Origin of the sequence: Vibrio sp. 397, from assembly GCF_033339395.1 — a bacterium.
In the GTDB taxonomy this organism is placed as follows: domain Bacteria; phylum Pseudomonadota; class Gammaproteobacteria; order Enterobacterales; family Vibrionaceae; genus Vibrio; species Vibrio alginolyticus.
The window spans coordinates 160,444-180,408 of sequence record NZ_JAWOUN010000001.1; the positions used below are offsets into that span (position 1 = coordinate 160,444).

Annotated in this window: 22 protein-coding genes; 11 read left to right on the top strand and 11 right to left on the bottom strand. The window is 43.4% G+C overall.

Annotation, left to right across the window (positions count from 1 at the left end):
* Positions 1–44: 44 nt before the first annotated feature.
* From R7P36_RS00780 to R7P36_RS00795, 4 genes are all read left to right on the top strand, one after another.
* Positions 45–764 carry an energy-coupling factor ABC transporter ATP-binding protein gene (locus R7P36_RS00780; RefSeq protein WP_017820675.1) on the top strand — a complete coding sequence of 240 codons (720 nt, stop codon included), beginning with the start codon at positions 45–47 and terminating at the stop codon, positions 762–764.
* On the top strand, positions 742–1,329 hold the full coding sequence (mobA, locus tag R7P36_RS00785) for a molybdenum cofactor guanylyltransferase MobA (protein ID WP_005389527.1): 588 nt from the start codon (positions 742–744) through the stop codon (positions 1,327–1,329). Before R7P36_RS00780 ends, mobA begins: the two co-directional genes overlap by 23 nt.
* Positions 1,326–3,104, top strand: a complete 1,779-nt coding sequence (locus R7P36_RS00790) for a bifunctional molybdopterin-guanine dinucleotide biosynthesis adaptor protein MobB/molybdopterin molybdotransferase MoeA (RefSeq protein ID WP_053303075.1) — start codon at positions 1,326–1,328, stop codon at positions 3,102–3,104. Before mobA ends, R7P36_RS00790 begins: the two co-directional genes overlap by 4 nt.
* Positions 3,105–3,178: 74 nt before the next feature.
* Positions 3,179–3,445, top strand: a complete 267-nt coding sequence (locus R7P36_RS00795) for a DUF2960 domain-containing protein (RefSeq protein WP_005377584.1) — start codon at positions 3,179–3,181, stop codon at positions 3,443–3,445.
* Between the two features lie 185 nt (positions 3,446–3,630).
* Here R7P36_RS00795 and nagK read toward each other — a convergent pair whose 3' ends face one another.
* Entirely contained in the window at positions 3,631–4,539 is a 909-nt protein-coding gene (nagK, locus tag R7P36_RS00800; RefSeq protein ID WP_005377586.1) for an N-acetylglucosamine kinase, read from the bottom strand.
* 175 nt (positions 4,540–4,714) lie between these two features.
* A complete protein-coding gene (locus R7P36_RS00805; RefSeq protein ID WP_054730066.1) occupies positions 4,715–5,464 on the bottom strand; it encodes a tRNA-uridine aminocarboxypropyltransferase in 750 nt (249 codons plus the stop codon).
* 140 nt (positions 5,465–5,604) lie between these two features.
* On the opposite strand from R7P36_RS00805, the gene R7P36_RS00810 reads away from it, so the two are divergent.
* Positions 5,605–6,420, top strand: coding sequence for a sterol desaturase family protein (locus R7P36_RS00810; RefSeq protein WP_031781345.1), 816 nt, complete (start codon positions 5,605–5,607; stop codon positions 6,418–6,420).
* Positions 6,421–6,523: 103 nt separating this feature from the next.
* Here the strand turns inward: R7P36_RS00810 and R7P36_RS00815 are convergent, their stop codons facing one another.
* The 4 genes from R7P36_RS00815 to R7P36_RS00830 form a co-directional block, all read right to left on the bottom strand.
* Positions 6,524–6,742 (bottom strand): hypothetical protein, encoded by a 219-nt coding sequence (locus R7P36_RS00815; RefSeq protein ID WP_005389537.1) that lies wholly within the window; start codon positions 6,740–6,742, stop codon positions 6,524–6,526.
* A 48-nt stretch (positions 6,743–6,790) separates the two neighbouring features.
* Positions 6,791–7,171 (bottom strand): hypothetical protein, encoded by a 381-nt coding sequence (locus R7P36_RS00820; RefSeq protein WP_005377611.1) that lies wholly within the window; start codon positions 7,169–7,171, stop codon positions 6,791–6,793.
* Positions 7,172–7,369: 198 nt separating this feature from the next.
* On the bottom strand, positions 7,370–7,783 hold the full coding sequence (locus R7P36_RS00825; RefSeq protein WP_053307087.1) for an NUDIX hydrolase: 414 nt from the start codon (positions 7,781–7,783) through the stop codon (positions 7,370–7,372).
* A 270-nt stretch (positions 7,784–8,053) separates the two neighbouring features.
* Positions 8,054–10,072 (bottom strand): methyl-accepting chemotaxis protein, encoded by a 2,019-nt coding sequence (locus R7P36_RS00830; RefSeq protein WP_005377618.1) that lies wholly within the window; start codon positions 10,070–10,072, stop codon positions 8,054–8,056.
* A 134-nt stretch (positions 10,073–10,206) separates the two neighbouring features.
* Between R7P36_RS00830 and R7P36_RS00835 the strand changes: the two genes are divergently transcribed.
* Entirely contained in the window at positions 10,207–10,701 is a 495-nt protein-coding gene (locus tag R7P36_RS00835; RefSeq protein WP_005377619.1) for an NlpC/P60 family protein, read from the top strand.
* Positions 10,702–10,745: 44 nt separating this feature from the next.
* Here the strand turns inward: R7P36_RS00835 and R7P36_RS00840 are convergent, their stop codons facing one another.
* The 3 genes from R7P36_RS00840 to R7P36_RS00850 form a co-directional block, all read right to left on the bottom strand.
* Positions 10,746–11,090 (bottom strand): DUF3802 family protein, encoded by a 345-nt coding sequence (locus R7P36_RS00840; protein ID WP_005377620.1) that lies wholly within the window; start codon positions 11,088–11,090, stop codon positions 10,746–10,748.
* Positions 11,091–11,280: 190 nt separating this feature from the next.
* Positions 11,281–12,243, bottom strand: a complete 963-nt coding sequence (locus R7P36_RS00845; protein ID WP_005377621.1) for a GGDEF domain-containing protein — start codon at positions 12,241–12,243, stop codon at positions 11,281–11,283.
* The gene (locus tag R7P36_RS00850; protein WP_318121987.1) at positions 12,243–13,217 is read right to left on the bottom strand and encodes a response regulator; all 975 of its coding nucleotides are present in this window, start codon (positions 13,215–13,217) and stop codon (positions 12,243–12,245) included. The genes R7P36_RS00845 and R7P36_RS00850 overlap by 1 nt, the downstream gene beginning before the upstream one ends.
* 224 nt (positions 13,218–13,441) lie before the next feature.
* On the opposite strand from R7P36_RS00850, the gene R7P36_RS00855 reads away from it, so the two are divergent.
* Together R7P36_RS00855 and R7P36_RS00860 are read left to right on the top strand one after the other, a co-directional pair.
* A complete protein-coding gene (locus R7P36_RS00855) occupies positions 13,442–14,308 on the top strand; it encodes a fructosamine kinase family protein (RefSeq protein ID WP_042522943.1) in 867 nt (288 codons plus the stop codon).
* Positions 14,309–14,561: 253 nt separating this feature from the next.
* A complete protein-coding gene (locus tag R7P36_RS00860; RefSeq protein ID WP_017634925.1) occupies positions 14,562–14,756 on the top strand; it encodes a CPXCG motif-containing cysteine-rich protein in 195 nt (64 codons plus the stop codon).
* A 75-nt stretch (positions 14,757–14,831) separates the two neighbouring features.
* Here R7P36_RS00860 and R7P36_RS00865 read toward each other — a convergent pair whose 3' ends face one another.
* Complete coding sequence (locus R7P36_RS00865) at positions 14,832–15,443, bottom strand: riboflavin synthase (RefSeq protein WP_005377625.1); 612 nt, start codon at positions 15,441–15,443, stop codon at positions 14,832–14,834.
* 392 nt (positions 15,444–15,835) lie between these two features.
* Here R7P36_RS00865 and R7P36_RS00870 point away from each other — a divergent pair, with 392 nt between their 5' ends.
* Both R7P36_RS00870 and R7P36_RS00875 read left to right on the top strand, forming a co-directional pair.
* Complete coding sequence (locus R7P36_RS00870; RefSeq protein ID WP_213911361.1) at positions 15,836–17,206, top strand: MATE family efflux transporter; 1,371 nt, start codon at positions 15,836–15,838, stop codon at positions 17,204–17,206.
* Positions 17,207–17,340: 134 nt separating this feature from the next.
* Positions 17,341–18,339, top strand: coding sequence for a DUF3080 domain-containing protein (locus tag R7P36_RS00875; protein WP_213899357.1), 999 nt, complete (start codon positions 17,341–17,343; stop codon positions 18,337–18,339).
* A gap of 15 nt (positions 18,340–18,354) precedes the next feature.
* Here the strand turns inward: R7P36_RS00875 and R7P36_RS00880 are convergent, their stop codons facing one another.
* The gene (locus R7P36_RS00880) at positions 18,355–19,200 is read right to left on the bottom strand and encodes a DNA ligase (RefSeq protein WP_005389571.1); all 846 of its coding nucleotides are present in this window, start codon (positions 19,198–19,200) and stop codon (positions 18,355–18,357) included.
* A 422-nt stretch (positions 19,201–19,622) separates the two neighbouring features.
* Between R7P36_RS00880 and R7P36_RS00885 the strand changes: the two genes are divergently transcribed.
* Positions 19,623–19,943, top strand: coding sequence for an STAS domain-containing protein (locus tag R7P36_RS00885; protein WP_005389573.1), 321 nt, complete (start codon positions 19,623–19,625; stop codon positions 19,941–19,943).
* Positions 19,944–19,965 lie beyond the last annotated feature (22 nt).

The following is a 19,965-nucleotide window of genomic DNA, read 5'->3' on the forward strand; positions in this document are numbered from 1 at the left end:
AAGCAAACAAACGACTCACCATTAACCCCATGTCGAGGCGAATTATGACTATAAAAATCACCGCCGAACAGTTATCCATGCGCTTTAAAGAGCGTGTGCTTTTCCACATCCCTGAGTTAGCCATCGGCCCAAATGATGCCATTTATCTCAAGGGTGACAATGGTGTGGGCAAAACTACCCTACTCAAAATCCTTGCTGGCTTGCTCAAACCCTCTACTGGCGATGTTGTTGCGCCAAAAGATACGTGGCTGAAAAGACTGACGTGTCGCAATGGTCGTGTCGATGTGATTTATCTCCATCAATCCCCTTACCTTTTTGACGGCACTGTATATGAAAACGTAGTCTATGGAGTGAAATATCAACAAGACACGCAAAAAGATAAGCGAGCTCAAGTTATTCACGCGCTGCGCATGGTAGGTTTAGAAACCTTAGCGGACGAACATATTTCCGTGTTGTCCGGCGGTGAAAAACAGCGCGTTGCCATGGCAAGAGCTTGGATCTTAAAACCGTCGATTTTGTTGATGGATGAGCCAAGTGCGTCTTTAGACCAAGAATCCATTGAACGATTGGTGGTGATGGCGAAAGATCTTTTGGATCGTGGTTCCAGTATCGTGGTGACAAGCCATCAGGCCAACGCACTGACCGACTTATGTAAAAAACAGTGGTGGATTAAAGATAAGACTTTGATAGAGTCTCCTCTGTTGTATGTCATACCAAAAGAAACATCCCAAGAGAATGCATATGCTTCAACCAACACAAACTAGTTGGGTCATTTTGGCTGGTGGCCAAGCCAGCCGTATGGGTGGAAAAGATAAAGGTCTGATTGAGTTAAATCAGAAGCCACTCATCGAGCACGTTATTGAACGTTTATCTCCACAAACTCCACGCATTTTAATTAATGCCAACCGAAACCAAGATGCGTACAGCAAATTTGGTTTCGTATTTAGTGATCAATTCAAAGATTTCCCTGGGCCTATGGGCGGTATTCACGCGGGTTTGATGCATTCTGAAACCGACTGGGTCGGATTTGTACCTTGCGATAGTCCACAAATTAACACCGACCTTGTCGAGCGTTTCTGCCAGGCCGTCAAAGAAGACAGCGATATTTTGGTCGCGCATGATGGTGACCATCAGCAACCTGTTTTTACGCTCTACCACAAGCGCGTACTGCCAAAACTCACCGCGTTTTTAGAACGTGGCGACCGCAAAATCATTCTGCTCTACAAAGAGTGCAACACCAGTTACGTTGACTTTAGCGACTCACCAAACTGTTTCGTCAACTTGAACACTCCGGAAGAACTGGCGCAATTTGGACAATTAGAATCATGAAACACACGCTAAACATTCCTATTCTTGGTTTTGCAGCTTATTCAGGCACAGGCAAAACCACGCTACTTGAAGCCCTATTGCCAAAGCTGACCGAAGCAGGTTTACGCATTGGCATGCTAAAACATGCGCACCACAACTTCGATGTCGATAAGCCGGGTAAAGACAGCTACCGTTTACGCAAAGCTGGTGCATCTCAAATGCTGATTGCTTCTCGCAACCGTTTTGCGTTAATGACAGAAACGCCAGAAGCCGAAGCGGAGTTTGAATTCCTATTAACACGTTTTGATGAAGACATGCTTGATGTGGTTTTGGTCGAAGGCTGCAAAAACATCGCGTTTCCTAAAATCGAATTGCACCGTGAAGAAGTCGGCAAGCCTTGGCTTTATCCAAACGATGAAAACATCATCGCTATCGCTTCAGACGGCGGCGAGTTGGACTCTGAACTGCCACAAATGAACATCAATGATCTTGAAGCGATTGCTCAGTTCGTTATTCAGTATGTTCAAGAAGCGAAAGCACCAAAAAACAAAGAGAAAGAAGCCGCATGTTGCGACACACTTTCTCCTGCTTTCCTTTCTGTGGTTCAAGGCCAAGAGAAAATCCTTTCTTTGGTGAACACGGTTTCGGAAATAGAAGCATGCAAGATTGAAAACGCCTATGGCCGCGTTCTTGCGGAACATATCGTTTCACCAGTAAATGTGCCGCAATACACCAACTCCGCGATGGACGGTTATGCCATCCGCAGTGATGATGTTGACCGTGATAGCTACCAAGTGGTTGTTGAAGTGATGGCGGGCCATGCTTACGATCAACCTCTGGACGTTGGTCAAGCGGTGAAGATCATGACTGGCGCACCAACACCACGTAACGGCGACACAGTGGTCATGCGTGAGCAAGCCTCTCAAGAAGGTGACAAGGTCACCTTTAACGGTGCGAATATCAAAGCAGGCCAAAACGTTCGTCAAGCAGGTGAAGATCTCGCTATCGGCAGTGACGTCTTTACCGCAGGCACTCGCCTAGCCTCTCCAGAAATGGGCATGATCGCTTCGCTTGGTTTTGGTGAAGCGAATGTGTTCCGCAAAGTGAAAGTTGCCGTGTTCTCCACCGGTGACGAAGTACAAGCGCCGGGAACAGAGCAAAAAGCGAATTCTATCTACGATTCCAACCGTTTTACCATCATGGGCATGCTTGAAAAGCTCGGCTGCGAGATCTTGGACTTCGGTATTCTGGAAGACAACGAAAAGTTAATGATTGAAGCGTTGGAAAACGCATCGGCGCAAGCGGACGTGGTTATGACTTCTGGTGGCGTATCTGTTGGTGATGCGGATTACATCAAACTTGCCTTGGATAAACTTGGTCAAATAGATTTTTGGCGAATCAACATGCGTCCGGGACGTCCATTAGCGTTTGGTCAAATCAACAACAAGCCGTTCTTTGGTCTGCCGGGCAACCCTGTTGCCGTGATGGTTTCATTCATCAACTTTGTCGAGCCTGCACTGCGTAAGATGCAAGGCGAACAAGGCTGGAAGCCTCTGAAAGTGAATGCCATCGCGACTGAAAACCTTCGCTCTCGACAAGGTCGTACCGAGTTTAGCCGTGGCGTCTATGAACTGGATGCAACTGGCCGTTTAACCGTTCGTACAACAGGCAAGCAAGGATCTGGTATTTTGCGTTCAATGAGTGAGGCGAACTGTTTGATCGAAATCTCCCCAGCTATTGATACAGTTAAAGCGGGAGAAAGCGTGACAATTATCCCACTTCAAGGCAGAATCTAGCTCAAACTAGAAATTCAAAGGTCAGCGAGTCTGGCCTTTTTGTTTAATACCGAAACCTTTTCAGAGAGACAGCTATGGCTCGCACCATTCTTTACACTTACAAAGACCAAGACAAAGAACTGACGTTCTCATACCAGCAACACCGCAACATTCAAGAAGCAGTTGCAGAAGCCGAAGGTATCGATATCACTGAGTTCCTAAAGATGGAGCAACAAATCGAAGCAGTGTCTGACACTAAAGCAGTGCGAAACTACCGCGACAACTACTTCAGAAAATTAGGCTTTAGCAAAATCACCCTAGCTCAAAAAGAAAACCTGGGTGTAGGCAAAAAGAACAAATAAGCTTAGCTGCAAACAGAAAACTCACGATTCGTCGTGAGTTTTTTATGCATGCTACTTTTGTTCATGATCTATACCCGAGCATACCGAAATTACTTAGGTATATAAGTAAAAGCCCCGTTTAACCTTGAAAGTCTAAACGGGGCTTTAAATTTCTTCTTACTTTATATCGAGTAAGGTTTAAGTCATTACTTGATGTTTAAGAACGCAGCGCCGCGTACACCACCTGAATCACCGTGTTTTGCTTTGATGATCTTAGGACACTTAGCCACAGACAATAAGTGTTTAGGGATGCGTTTTGGCATCTCTTCGTAAATCAATTCGAAGTTAGATAAGCCGCCACCAAGTACAACGGTGTGTGGGTCTGTTGCAGTAAACAGGTTTGCAAAGCAGATCGCTAGCAGCTCCATAAAGCGCTCGACGTGCTCTACTGCTTTCTCCTCACCCTCTGCGTGCGCTTTAATAATGTCGATCGCTTTCTTCTCTTCGCCGTAGTAATGCGCGTAAAGAAGCTCGAAACCACGACCAGATAGGTAACTATCTAAACAGCCTTTGTTGCCACAGCCACAACCCAGTAATGGTGCGTTTTCGCCTAGGTGGAACCATGCGTCGATAGGAAGACGTGTGTGACCCACCTCACCCGCTACGTGGTTGCGGCCAGAGAATACTTTGCCTTCGTAGATAAAGCCGCCACCAAAACCAGTACCAAGGATCAAACCTAGTACAGATGGTTCATCTTGAAGATCTTCGTCCCAGGCTTCAGAAAGCGCGAAACAGTTTGCATCGTTTTCAATTTTTACGCTGCGACCGATTTTAGCTTCTAGATCAGCACGAAGTGGTTTGCCTTTTGCCGCAGGAACGTTAACTGTTAGTACCGTTGCATCATCGGCGTCTTCCATACCTGGTAGGCCAAGACCAATCGTACCTTCACAGCCAAACTCTGTATCGTATTTATTCACCAATTCCGCAATGGTATCAACCAGCAGCTCGTAGTTGTCTGTTGGTGTAGGTACACGTTCCGTCGCTACACGCTCAAGCTTCTCGTTAAATGCACCAAATTCAATTTTAGTGCCACCGACATCAAAGCCGTAATACATGTATTTCTCTCCTAAAAAATGCTTCAAACGACTCTCAAAAATGGCTAGAGTCAAAAGTATAAACTGATGGCATTATCCATATCTGTACGCCTGCAAACCGTGACCGAATGCAGATTTATCCCCTCACCGAAGCCAGTTGAACAACATACCATCAACAAAAGCTCATTCCTTAGAGTCAGCTCTCGGTTTTCATCCACTCTTTGAAACGTTTCAAGTGTGGCTGGTTAGGGTCGCTTTTGACTCGAGTCTTGCTCAGCATGTAAGTTTCTCTGAAGGCTTCAAACCACAATTGAAGGCATTCCGCAGCTTTCGGCTCACCAGCTTGTTTTAAAACTAATGTCGCGACTTCGGCGGTTGAAAGATGCTGATCATTCTCGGAGCGGCGCATGATGTATTCAGACAGAGATTCCGGCTCAATGGAAAGCACAGGCAAAGATTTAAGAAAATCAGAACGACGGAATATCTTTCGTGCCTCACGCCAGCTACCATCAATAAAGATCAGCAACAATTTTTTGTTCTCGACATCTTCTTTTACCAATCGCCCTGGCTCTAGATCTTCAATTAAACGAGAGGGATCATCCACATAGTCTGCAGGAAATACAATCACCGGTTGATAACTGTCATCCTGTAGTAGCGCTAGCATCTCTTCAGACGGTTCTGTTCGGTTCCATTGATACACGTAAGTCTCTTGAATCGTATCAGCGATTAGACGACCGGTATTACTTGGCTTAAACACTTCGTTTTCAGAAACAATCAACATACATGCAATATTGGCCTTGATGTTTGGCTGAAGGTCGCACAAACAGTGTTGCTCAGAAACCTGGCAATATTGGCAACGAACCACTTTACATCCACGCGCGTTGAAAGGCTTGGTTGAGATAGATTGTCGGTACTGATATAAACGGTGGAAAGCGTGAATTCTCATGGTAAGTAATGCCAAGTAAAAAGTAGAGCGCGATTCTACTGATATTATGGCTTCGCCTCAAGATAAGCCCATCAGCAGTGTGTTGAAATAATTTCACTCTTATCTCGGTCATAGATAAAGAAATAAATAAGGGAATGACAGTGACAGAAACGACATTTCAAGAACCCTCATGGCTCAGATTAGGCTTTTTCCTTGGCGTATTATTGCTTTGTGCCATTTGGGAAAACAAATTGCCTAGAAAAACACTGACCGCTTCGCGCAGGTTTCGCTGGGTCAATAACTTGTCATTGGTCGCTTTTAACAGCCTAGTTATTGCTTTAATCATGCCTATCGCCGCCTTTCAAGCTGCGGTCATAGCTCAGGAGCAACAATGGGGGCTGCTCAATATTCTGTCCCTCCCCGCTTGGTTAAATATTTTTCTAACCGTCATTTTGCTTGATTTCGTCATTTACGCTCAGCATGTTGTCTTTCATCATGTAAAGCCGCTGTGGAAGATTCACCGAATGCATCACGCCGATCTCGACATAGACGTCACTACAGGCGCACGCTTTCATCCCTTCGAAATAATCATTTCAATGGGAGTAAAAATTGCAGCCGTGTTTATCTTAGGTGTTTCACCTATCGGAATTGTGGTATTTGAAATTGTGCTTAATGCGAGCGCGATGTTTAATCACAGTAATGCAAAACTGGCTTTATCCATAGACCAAAAACTGCGAAACGTCATCGTTACACCAGACATGCATCGCGTGCACCATTCAGTGATAGTAAAAGAGACCCACTCAAACTTTGGTTTTTTCCTTTCAGTTTGGGACCGCTTTTTTGGGACATACCGAGCTCAGCCTAAGTTGGGTCATGATGATGTTGTTATTGGTGTGCCGGAAATTAGAGACGAAGAAGAGCAAAGATTAGATAAGCTTTTAACGCAGCCCTTTCGCTACAATAAAGAGAAGAAGTAATGGTTGAAAAAATATTGTTGGATGAAGTATGTCAACAAAACGAATAGACCAAGCCTAAACCCCTGTTAAACACTACTTCATCCTCATGATGTGTAAGAACAGATTAGTTTTCTGCTAGCTGACGCTTTTTGTTTAACTGAGTAATACCAACAAATAAACCAACAACACCAAGCACTGCACATGCCAAAGCATTGGTGTTCATTACTTGCTGTGCCTCTATTGAGCTGTATAGAAAAGCAAGGCTGAAGAAAGTGGTGGCAAAGCTCAAACCTGTCAGTACGCTGAAACCAGCAAAACTGGCCAAGTCTTTAAAATCGTTCATAACGAGTCCCTGTTTACAATCCTTAATCGAGTGTTGTGAAAATAATAATTAACGAAATATTTGGCGCGATTGACTATGTTTTCGCGCATTCCATAACCAGATAGATACCCCAAATGAGAACCCTAAAAACAGTGTCTTCATTTGTAGGGCGACGTTGTTATCTAATATTTCTAATGTATAGTGAGCGTGGGAACTAAAGATAACATTGGTTATAAGAATCAATAACATAACGACTAGGCCAGAGCGGCGATGCTTGACCAATAGATACGCTGCTAATAAGTCCAATAGTCCCAAAGCGCTCCAATACATATTCAACCAGCGTGGCGCAAAATCGTAAGGTAAAAAGCCACCAACAATGTTGTCATAAAGATGAACCACTCCGCCAACTGTCATAAAAAGGCATAAGAGAAACACGACGAATTTATCCATTACCGTTTCCTTATCTGAATGAATGAGCAAAGCATATAGAAGTCACTTAAACATTTGTAATCCCATCGCCATTTTTGAGATCGACAGTGCCATTATCAACACGATGAGAACAGTAACGGCTGCTCTACCTTCTTTATTTAGCATAGTGTTTGCTTTGTCATTGTCCCAAATCCGCCAATGCAACGACAGAATCCTCCTTTAAATCACGCCTTGGTTTATCAACTCTCGTACCTTTTCCAGCCCGCGCTGAAACACAGTATGTGCATTCGCGGGAAGGCCGCTCTCGACATCGTGCCAGAAGAACGCGAAATCATGTCCACCATCGTCTTGCGTATGAAACAGCCATGAATTAGCGAGGTCAGCACACTCACACAAAACAAAATGCCATACTTGATTTTGAAAGCCACTGTCCCATGAGCATAAATATCGTGCGGAACGAACATGTGTGATACCAGACTCCTCAGCGAGCTCCCGCTTGGCCGCTATGATGTAACTTTCATCAAACACTTCAACAGTGCCCTTGACGAGCTGAACACCCGCCAACGGATGTTTAAAAAGTAGGATCTCTTGATTTTGATTACGTAGAACGACGGGGCAAACTTTATCGATCACAAAACCACTCCTTCTTATGGCTTTAGCTTTCTCTGGATATAAAAAAATCGCATGAAGCTGCATGATTCATTCCTTTGAATTCTGGCGACATTCTAGTCAACGAGTCCCTCGAACAAAGCATTAACATCACGTTGTGATAACTAAACCCTTTAGAAATGAACGAGATGAGATGTAACTCACTTTTGCGATGCAAATAGGAGCCATTAAATGAGTAGCCGTAACAAAAAAGCAGAACCTCGGTTCTGCTTTTAGTCGGTGGAAACATCTCATTTACTTGGTCTGATGAAGCTCATACTTGTGCAGCATTGCTTGCTGGTGCCCAGCAATTTCCGCCACTTGCTCAGAACTCTCAACCATAGACTCAAGCTGCAGCTTTGTGCGTTCGCCAAGATCAGAAATATGTGTGATGGATTGAGATACATCTGCCGTCGCTCGTTCTTGTTCTTCTGTAGCAACTGAGATTTGCTCAACACGTTCTTGAATGTGCTTAACCGCGAGGTTGATATCAGAGAATGTCGATTTCACTTCATTGCTGGACTGTAGCGCGTGGGTCATTTCTTCTCTTGAATCATTAACTGCTTGGCGCGAGCGCTCTGCGGCAGTAATAAGCTCGCTCATCATTTCTCGGATGTTCGTAGTTTGTTGAGAGGTATCACTTGCAAGTTTGCGAACTTCATCAGCGACAACCGCAAATCCACGCCCTTGCTCACCAGCACGGGCAGCCTCTATTGCCGCGTTGAGAGCAAGTAAGTTGGTGTTGTCCGCGATCCCACTGATCATATCCACCATTTCACGAATCTGTTTAACACGCTGGTCTAGCTCTAACATTGACTGTTCATTTACATCCAAAGAGCTTTCTAATGACTCCAAACGTTCGCGGTTTTGTTCCACGACTTGAACCCCTTTTTCAGTGTGTTGGGTTGCAAGGAGCGAGTCCTGTGAAGATGCATTTGTCACCATTGCTATTTCACGAATAGAGGCTTCAAGCTGCGTTATGGTCGTGATCATACTCGACAACGCTTCATTTTGTGTTGCCAACCCATCACTTGTTTGTTCGGCTGCACTGTGACTTACTTCTGCCGTCTGATAAAGCGTTTCACAATTGCGCGTCACCGTTTGAATGGAGTCATGTGTGGAATCGATTACTTGATTCAACTTTCGTGCTACTTCTTTCAGCTCATAGGGGCCAACTTCTTCTGCCTTGTCACGAAAATCATGTTCGGTAAGTGCTGAAAGACGCGTTAGTACATTCCTTAACCCTCGGTTTGTCCATGACTTGAGACTAAACCAAGTAACAAGAATAATAAAAGAAATCACACACGCCGCAAACACGAGCACAACGCTCACCGATTCAATGGTCTCGTTGACCACCCGCTCCTTTTCATCGATCAACTGACCAGCGGTTTGGGAGATTTGATCAAGTAACCGCATGGTTTCATCCGCAAGCATCGAAGCCTGTTTAAACTCTGAACGTTGCAATTCCCCTTGTTCTAGTTTGGCGAGGATCAAACGCAGCACGCCCTTTTCACTAAAGCCTTGTTTCACCATCTCATATGGTGCGGTTAAGCTTGCATATTCACTTACTTCAGGATGGAAAGATTGGAAGTCTTCATAGGCGAGTTTAATACCTGCTATGCGATTTCGCATTTCTCGGTATTCTTTTTCGGCTTTGTTTAATTCTGAGTGCATCATCATGACTAAGAACGTACTTTCCATTGAGCTTGCAGAAGCAATGAAACGGTTAGCGGCATCGCTCGACTCAGGATTATCAGCACTAAGGAACGAACTGATTCGATTCATTTCCGGGCCGATAGAGCTAAGCCCATAGCGAAAACCACCAACAGCGGCATCAATATCCATTTGAATTTGTATCACCGAAGATTGCTTCAACAAAATGGACTGCGTGATGTTATGTAAACGCGCTAGTTTGGTGTCTAACTCCTCCGAGAGTTGCTGAGCTACACCAGACGCTTTCACAACCAAAGTTGTGCTTTGAGTTGCAAGAGAGTCGATTTGCTCTTTTATGAGAGGCAACTCTTTCGGCTCAGTAATCTGCATACCATGGTTGAGTAGCTTAACCATCTCCAATACATTCCTGGTTAACTTTGCGTTTGCCATCGCGATTGGTAATGCTTTTTGCGACAAGTCTTCAAATTGTTCCCCTACCTGTTCCATTCCTTTGAAACTTGAGACAGAAAGGGCTATAACAAGAGCAATGATAGTTAAAAATGTTGCACTGACAGCCTGAATCAGTGAAAGTGATGTGCGTGAGCGTTTTCGCTTTGCCATAATCAATTTTTATTCTTTCTTAAGGTTGAATCGGTTCTGCAGTGATTCCGTCACATTTGTGAGACAAAACCGTGATTTGCAGCCCATACTATGGATTGGTTATGACACTAATATTTCAGTTGTGAGTCATAGAGATGACAGGTGGTGATTTGCGTCGAGTATATTTTCCTTTGATAATCAGTGTGCTACTAAGCGCCTGCTCTTCTGGGCCTGAGCCTAGTGAGCAAGCTCAAGTGACAGCACCTACAAATCAGCTATTGTCGGACAACCCCGACTTGTTCGAGTTTTACACAGAGTGGCACGGCACGCCTTATCGCTTAGGCGGGACACAGAAATCTGGAATTGATTGCTCAGCATTTGTACAAAAAGCGTTTATTGAGGCTTATCAGCTCTCGTTACCAAGGACAACGAGGCAGCAATCAACGCAAGGTGTGGAGTTAAGTTGGACGGATGCCAAGCAAGGGGATCTAGTGTTTTTTAAAACAAGACGTACAACTTATCATGTCGGAATTTACTTGGGTAACAAGCAGTTCATGCATGCATCGACGTCTAGAGGTGTGATTATTTCAAGAATCGACAACCCATACTGGGCATCTAAGTTTTGGCAAATAAGAAGAGTTACAATGTAACTCTTCTTACTCTTAACCGGACATTGCTGTAAGTTAAAACAATATCAGTCGTAAGTCGCAACAGCATTATCGAACAGATTTTTGACCAGAGCGATGTATTCATCAAGGAACGTGATCTGTTCATTGGTCGCTTTTTTATGCCATACCCCAGCCAATATCTCACCAAGATCTTCAACAACTGCATCAGCCTCTTTCAACAATTTGAAACGTACGCTCGAGTGAAGTTCTGGATTTTGCTCAAAAATCGCCATGATGTTTGAAGCCACCATATCGGTGACAACATCTTCGATGCTTTCGGATCCAGTGTCGCCAATTTCGGTCGTAAAAATATCTAGATTTAGAGACAAGTGCTCGATAAGAGCGAGATATCCATCGGTTTCTAAAACCACTGTTTTTCTCCGTTTATTGCAAGCCTTCGAAGCTGAAAGCAGAATAGTTTCAATAGTAAGACATGCCGAGAAAATTTCATTAACTTATTTCATATTAACAAACATTCACGAACCAACTGGATGATTTTCAAACAATTGAGCTTTGCTTCACTGAATTCGGATACAGGGTTTCTTCAAACCTTTTTATATTTCAGCCATTTTCATGCAAACAGGTTTGGTTACGACCATTTTCTTTTGCACGATACAGCGCAGCATCGGCACTCTTTAACCATTGAGTGTGAGTTTCAAAATAAGGCTTATACTCGCAAACACCAATACTTATCGTGTAATTAATCAAAAAATCTTCCACTTTCACGATCTCTTGCTCAATTCTTTTGCGCAAACGCTCTGCGAAATAGCAAGCTTGCTCCTGGTTTGTGTGAGGAAGTAGTACGGTAAACTCTTCACCACCAAAACGACCGCAGATGTCACTGCTTCTTGCTGTTTTTCTCAACAAGGCAGAGGTTCGACGAATGACTTCGTCCCCTGTCGGGTGACCATAAGTATCATTCACCTTCTTAAAGTGGTCGATATCGAATATTACTAATGAGCATGGTCCGTCGATAACTTTTAAGTGAGCAAACTCATCTTTCAATGATTGCTCCCAATAAGCGCGATTAAATAAACCTGTTAAACCATCTTTGCGACTGATTTCCGACAAATGTTGATTTGTTTCTTTCAAATGAATGCGATTTCTCGCAGTTTCAGAAACATCATTGACTTGAATCGCTATGTGGCTGACCTCTCCTGAGAGCCCAATTAACGGCGTGATCACGATATCTTGATACATAAAATCACTGCTGTTTGAAACCGGAGAAAAATTGTTGAACTTAAAAAGATACGGTCGGTTTTCCCAGCTAGAAAAAGAACGAGTTTCCAGATCGGCGGCAGCTTTTATCTTGGTTTCTAGCCAAGTTCTTGGCAGCTCTTCAAAATGCTCAAATAAACATTCACCAAGAATTTCTTGTGATAGAATGCCACTGTATGACTGCATAAAACTGTTCCACACACACACTTTATACTCTTGATCCAAAACAATAAGCCCTGAATCCATCGTATCGAGAATTTGTGTGACCCAATGAAAGTCTGCTATGTCCAGCGTGATATCGGACATTAGATTAGCTCCATGATTTCATAGATTATTTCTACGGATGGCTTATCAATTAAAAACAGTACCTCGCACTCGAAATCGAGCGCTTCTGCCATGTAGGTGTATTCGATAGTAAAGAGCTCACCCAACTCGCCTTGCTCTTCACAATAAGGTGTTAAGGTATCCACAATGCCTGGCTGACGAAGTGAGAACTGCTTGTCGAGTTGATCGCCCAATGATGTGAGAAATGACGAAACCAGTAGGTTAGAGATATTCAAGATGATTTCATTATGAGGCGTAAACTCAAGGAGGTAACCTAATTTTTCCCCAATCTGATTGATATCCCTACCACGTAAGCACACCAGTGCCTCTCCGTGAATACCACCACCGACAAACCTCTGCGCTACCGCAACGGAACTGTCACGCCCAACCACATCAACCAGTGTCATATGAAGCTCGCCGTAGGACAACGGTCCAACATGAGGAACAGGAAGTTGTATGAACTCATGTAAATGGTCGGCCATAATCGCAGCCCCTTTACCAAGGGCAATGTTCGCAATTTCACGGAATTTGGCTAGTAAGGAAAGCTCTTCGCAACCCTGGTTTTTAGAATCAACCGAATGACAAGGTTTGAACGCATAATGCAGTCCTAATTGTTCGTATAGTGGGAGCACCTGCTCTTCTGTCAGAGGCTTAGCGATAAAAGCTTGAGCACCAAGATCGAGACAGCGCTGTTTTGCCTCTTGTTGAACATCTCCAGAAATAATGACAATGTTGGTCGGGTACTGACTAACAGGTAATGATTCGAGGACCTCAAAACCATCCATTATGGGCATCGTTAAATCGAGAAACAAAATATCGATATTTTGCTCAGCAAGAATATTAAGCGCCTCATAACCATCTTGCGCTTCAATAAGATGCAATGATGTATCTTGTACGATAGAACGCGCAATAAGCTTTCTTGCAACAGCTGAGTCATCACATATCAGTATTTTCATGCCACCAATGGAACTAACGTCAAAAAAATCATAATACCTGTTGTAAACGTTCATCTCCATATGCTAAGCCAACAAATCAGAGGCTTATAAGCGATTTGATTCACATTTATACAAATTGACTACACTAAGAGGAAGGTTTCTTTACTAAGTATGCTCAACATAGCGCCAACTCCCTGCTATTTATCCTAAACTATTGGTAGTCAAATAGATTCGCGAGGTTTTGTATGTGGCAAGCAATATCGCAACAGCTTTCTGATACTTTATTGTTCGATTACCAGATCACGGAAAAAGTAAGGCTGTCTGGTGGGGATATCAGTGAAAGCTACATGATCAATGATGGCGAGCAACGTTATTTTGTGAAAATTAACGATCGCGAGTTTTTGTCTAAATTTGAGGTAGAAGCTGAAAGCCTGCATCTTTTGCGTGAAACATCAACCCTATTTGTACCTGAGGTGGTATTGGTTGGTAAAACCAAAAATGCCTCATTCCTAATTCTTAACTACCTTCCAACGAAACCATTAGAAGATGGTCCCAACAGCTTTAAATTTGGGCAGCAATTAGCTCACCTACACCAGTGGGGCGAGCAAAAAGAGTTTGGTTTTGATACCGACAACTATCTCGGTTCGACTCTACAGCCCAACAAATGGCACAAGAAATGGTGTGTATTCTTTGCTGAGCAACGCATAGGTTGGCAATTACAGCTCCTTAAAGAAAAAGGCGTCACCTTGGTTGATATCGATGACTTTATCGACGTCGTAAAACAGCGGCTAGCAAACCATGCTCCGAAACCTTCTTTGTTGCATGGCGATTTATGGAATGGAAATGCGGCACTCACTGCATTCGGTCCTATCTGTTACGATCCTGCGTGCTATTGGGGGGACAGGGAGTGTGATATTGCGATGACAGAGCTTTTTGGTGGATTTCAGCCAGAATTTTATCAAGGCTACGAATCGGTTATGCCACTTTCTTCAAGCTATGAGGAACGTAAAGATATCTATAACCTTTACCATGTTCTCAACCATTGTAATTTGTTTGGCGGCCATTACTTGGAACAGGCTCAACTGGTTATTAATAAAATCATTTCTTATTAATTTGGAAGCCACTGCATATTTCAAGATGTAAAATCTCGAGGCACATCACTACAGAAAATCACCCTAAGCTCAAGGTTGAGTTTGGGGTCAAGTTTTGTACTTATTTCGACTCAATTAGCAACAACTCTGCCTAATATCAAAGGAGACTTAACTTTGGATTGTGCCTATTTTCCTTGTAGGCAAAGTAAGTAAAGGGCTGTACTTCCTTGATGAATAGTGTGTTTAAAAGCCCTGCGAGATTAGGAGTTGTTGTATGAAAAATTATACCGAAAGGTATGTAAAGTGCCCGCATTGCGGACACTCTATCGGCATTACACTGGATGCAAGTAATGGTGACCAAGAGTTTTATGATGATTGCCCAGCTTGTTGCCACGCTATCCACCTAAATATGCGAGTGGATGAGTTACAAGATAAGGTCGAACTATTTATCGATGACAATTACGAATAGCAGCTCGAGCATGTGAACATCAGAAATATAAAAACGCTTAAATGAAAAAGGAGCACTAGGCTCCTTTTTCTCATTCTAAAGCTGTTTTGCTGCAAGAACGCGCTCAACAGTATCAACAATTGCTTGAGTCTGAGGATCAAACTCAATATTAACACGCTCCCCTACTTGTCTCACTCCGAAAAGCGTTCGCTGCAAGGTTTCTGGAATTAGGTGTACCGAAAAACGACACGCTTCAACTTCACCAATAGTTAGCGAGCAGCCATCTAAACCAATGTAACCTTTCGCTAATACATATTTCATTGATTCTTGCGGCAGTTGGAACCAAATCGTGCGGTTATTGGGCGTATCGATGATATCGACAATATCTGCCGTTAAACTAATATGACCAGACATGCTATGCCCGCCTATTTCGTCACCAAACTTAGCCGCGCGCTCAATGTTTACGCTATCCCCTTCCACCAGCCGACCTAAATTAGTAAGAGCCAATGTCGCTTGCATTAAATCAAAACTGATAAGGTTGCCTTCGATCTTAGTCACAGTTAGACAACATCCGTTGTGTGCAACGGATGCACCAATTTCTAACCCTTTACAAAGTTCATCGCTTAACTCGACAACGTGCGTTTGAAAGCGTTCTTTTTTATCAATTTTAACGACCTTCGCCGTACCCTGAACTATTCCTGTAAACATTTCTTTTTACCTATTGATTTCATACCAACTGTAGTTGAAGACTAAGCCTTAAACACTGCGCTACGGGCCGGAAATAAAGACCGCAGACGATAAAGCAACGGCTTAATGAACACTGGTTTGTTCTCATGCATGCTTCAACATTACCATGATTCGCTGCTGTTCTCAGTAAAAGCGTATCCTTAGCGTGGAGAGCGTCCAGTCAGTGTTATCGACTATTCGCTACCTAGCTATGGAATATAAACATACAATTGTTTATCATTTGCGCGGAGTTTCTCCGAGGCATTTTTTCACCTTATCGTGACTAAAATCAACCATCAGATCCGTTCACCACATCTTTTGCCCTCGAGTACTCTCATTCTTTCAACTTATTGTTCCGCTCTGGAGTATTTTTCGTGCATCGCTATAAAGAAGAAGCATCAAGTCTTATCAAATTGGCGACCCCGGTATTGATCGCATCTGTCGCTCAAACTGGTATGGGGTTTGTTGATACCGTAATGGCTGGCGGCGTTAGCGCCACCGACATGGCTGCGGTTTCTGTCGCTTCAAGTATTTGGCTACCATCCATTTTGTTTGGGGTGGGTTTATTAATGGCATTGGTCCCTGTTGTCGCACAGTTAAATGGCTCTGGTCGTCGAGTGAAAATCCCGTTTGAAATTCAGCAAGGCGTCGTTTTGGCATTGCTGATCAGTGTGCCGATAATTGCAGTCCTGCTTCAAACCCAGTTTATTCTCGGGCTGATGGATATTGAAGCACTGATGGCTGAAAAAACGGTGGGATACATTCATGCCGTTATATTAGCAGTACCCGCTTTTTTACTTTTCCAAACGCTTAGAAGCTTTACGGATGGTATGTCATTGACGAAACCGGCAATGGTTATTGGCTTTATCGGTTTGCTGCTCAACATTCCTCTAAACTGGATTTTCGTGTACGGCAAGTTTGGTGCACCTGAATTAGGCGGTGTTGGCTGTGGTGTAGCAACCACGATTGTTTACTGGGTCATGTTTGCCATGCTATTGCTGTATGTGATGACATCAGAGCGATTGAAAAGCATCAACCTATTTGGAGAATGGCATCGCCCACAATGGAAAGCGCAAGTTCGTCTATTCAAGCTCGGCTTTCCTGTTGCAGCAGCGCTGTTTTTTGAAGTGACACTGTTTGCTGTTGTTGCACTGCTCGTTTCACCACTGGGTCCTATCATTGTGGCAGCGCATCAAGTCGCGATTAACTTCTCCTCGTTGGTATTTATGCTACCAATGAGTATTGGTGCAGCAGTAAGCATTCGTGTCGGCCATCGACTTGGTGAAGAAAACGTCGATGGCGCGCGCGTAGCGTCACGAGTCGGCATTATGGTTGGTCTAGCATTGTCCGTTCTCACAGCGATTTTAACCGTCTTGTCTCGTGAGTGGATCGCCGAGCTTTATACTAGCAACCCAGAGGTAATCACTCTAGCGATGCACCTGCTCGTGTTTGCCGCTGTTTATCAATGTACGGATGCGGTTCAAGTGATCGCAGCTGGTGCATTACGCGGCTATAAAGACATGCGAGCCATCTTCAACCGTACTTTTATTGCTTATTGGATTCTTGGCTTGCCAATTGGTTACGTCCTTGGCCGTACAGACTGGATTGTTGAGCCAATGGGAGCACAAGGCTTCTGGCTTGGTTTTATCATCGGCCTATCTTCTGCGGCCTTTATGTTAGGCGTCAGAATGCGTTGGATGCATCGCCAAGAGCCAGAAGTGCAATTGAACTTTTCAGTTCAATAAAAAGTAAAAAAAGCCAGCATCCGCTGGCTTTTTTGATCGAATAATCACACGGTTGAGTATACTTATAACAAGATTACGAAGCGGTTGATTTTGCTCTCTAGACAACGGATACGAAGTTATAAAAAAGGATATTTGTGCGGTCTATTTTATTGTTCTTAATCTTGATTCTTAATGGTTGTGATAACTGGTTCAATCCAGAGAACGCCATGTTTGATAAGTATCATCAACGTGTAGCCAATGTATTGGACGTTCCTGCTATTCCAATAGAATTACAGTCTACGGTAACGATTCCTGCGAAACGCGTTTTGTTCGAGCCATTGCCAAGGCTATCTATTGGCCTGCTAGAGAGCTATCAATTACGACAGTGCGGACTCTTCAATTTACTTGCTGAGAAAAACTCGCAACTTGGAAAGGTGCAGGATGCCTTTCATGATTTTGATTATCAAACTGCCCTTTTAAGAGTCATGCATCGATGTTTATCCGAATTTCCACTTAGCGATGAAGAACGCGCGACATTGACAGAGCTTTACTCAACCAAGTGGCAACATTTAGACATTCATCTCGACAACTTACTACTCGTAAGTGACGCCATGCAAAAGCAACTAACTGCCTCTGATTGGCTATCTCAAAATACGACGAATGATATTGCACGCATTAACGATGTCTATCGTATTTTCAGCGAAATGTATGATTTACCCCACCGCGCGGTCTCACGTCTACCCGACGTGGAAGTTACGCAATATCAAGAAGAGTTAGAGAAATCTCGTTTACTCGGACGACTTTACTATTCAATGGTAAACACATCCCTTTGGTTAAAAGCGACAACTCAGCTACTTGAGCAGAACCAGAGCAATGTATTGTGCGGGCCGAACAGAGACACCACTCAGTTCCGCTACTTAAGAAATGTCTTTCAATCCATTTACGTTGAAGAAGTGCAACCTTATTTGGCTTATTTAGACAGTACCTATCAACAACTTAATGATGGTGCCACCTTGGTGGAGAACCGTATGCAACTCCATGGTCACCAGTATGGCATCATTGAGGCACATAGGAAATTTAGGCAAGAAACCCTAAACCACGTTCAGTTTTGGCAGGGTCTCTTCAAACGATGTGGCGTAACCGTTGGCAACTAGTAAGTGCAGAGCGTTCTATTCCTTCAACCTTTCACGCAAGAATCGAGCAAAACGTGGTTTACCAGTATGTGTAAAACCGTTATATCTAAATGTAATGGTTGAACCAATTTTCGGAGGCTGGCGACGCACTTCATCGGTAAATCCGCTACCGATGTAAAACTCAATGCCATTTGGTAAGCGAACTAACATTGCTCCCATCATACCTAATAAGCGCCCTGTTCCTGGCTTATAACCCACAACTAACGCTTCATCATCTGCGTATCGTTTTAGTTTAAGCAAATCACTACCGCGTCCAGCCTGATAGCGGCTTGATACCTTCCGCAACATCACCCCTTCACCGTCGGATATTGAAATTTTATCCAACTGTGTAAACAGATGAGCTTCATTTTGAATGGCTCGGTGCTCGACATATTTGATATGAGGCTGGTCGACTTCAAGCACTAAGGCTTTGATGTTGTAATAACGCTTCCGATAATCACCAGCGGAATATGGCATATCAAAGATCATAAAGTCGATATGTCGCCAAGCAGACTCTACAGGAGTTTTATCTAATACCGTTTGCTGAACAAGATGGAAGTTACCTCTCCCAGCCCAAAGTTCACCGTCCAACGGATAATCAGGCAAAGGTCCTGTAAACCAATCTGGGGCGTAGATTCGATTACCATTTCTCGTCACGAGATGTTGCCCAGTCCAATAAGCGCGAACACCATCAAGTTTTTCGCTATACCAATATTCAGACACATCAATGCCATCCTGATAGCTTTGTGCAAGAGAAACTGGTGGTGCGAGAGAAGTATCCGCTTGAAGCTGTGAAGACGCTGCCATAACAGCCAGCGCAATTAATGTCATTTTTAATGGCATAAGAAGACCTTGTACAAAAAATCGTCTTTATTGAAACGTAAGTCCTCTCGATGACCTATTTATTACTAGTTGTTCTTCGACTCATAACAATCAACATTAGTAATAATTTGCAAAGATAATCATAAACTTTAGACAGGTTTTGCATTTAGTCGTTACACGCTATTCACGTAAGGCGGATGGTTCGTCAATCGAGTTGGAATCTAATCATGACGAGATCCCCAGCTCTAAAGACTTCTTTCGGCTCAAAACCTCTTATAAGCAAACCATTTCTCTGTGCGTTTTTGATTCTCAATTTGAGAATCAGTCCTTTCTCAAATTGAACAACATCATTAACAATATTTAAGCTTTTGATTTTTAGCCAATTTAAAATTGGCACGTTACCTGCTCTATATTCAATTAGAAAAACAAACGGAGACAGAGCCATGGAATTACGCAAACTAGAAATCAATCAAAACAAGTTAGCCATTGAGTTTTTTGGTGACTTAGACGCAAGCGGCTGTCGACAAGCACAACATCACATTGATGAGGTAATTCACAACAATCATCACAAAGAAGTCGAAATTAACCTACAGCACGTCCAATTTCTTGATTCTTCAGGGATTGGTGCCATTGTTTACTTATATAAGCGTCTAGTTGAACGTGAAAGAAGCATGAGTATTGAAAACGTATCAGGCCAACCTTTAGAAATCATGAGCTTGCTTCGTATCAACCATGCCATTCCCGTTAACTCAAAAGGACACTAAAAATACCGGTTTAAACGGAGGT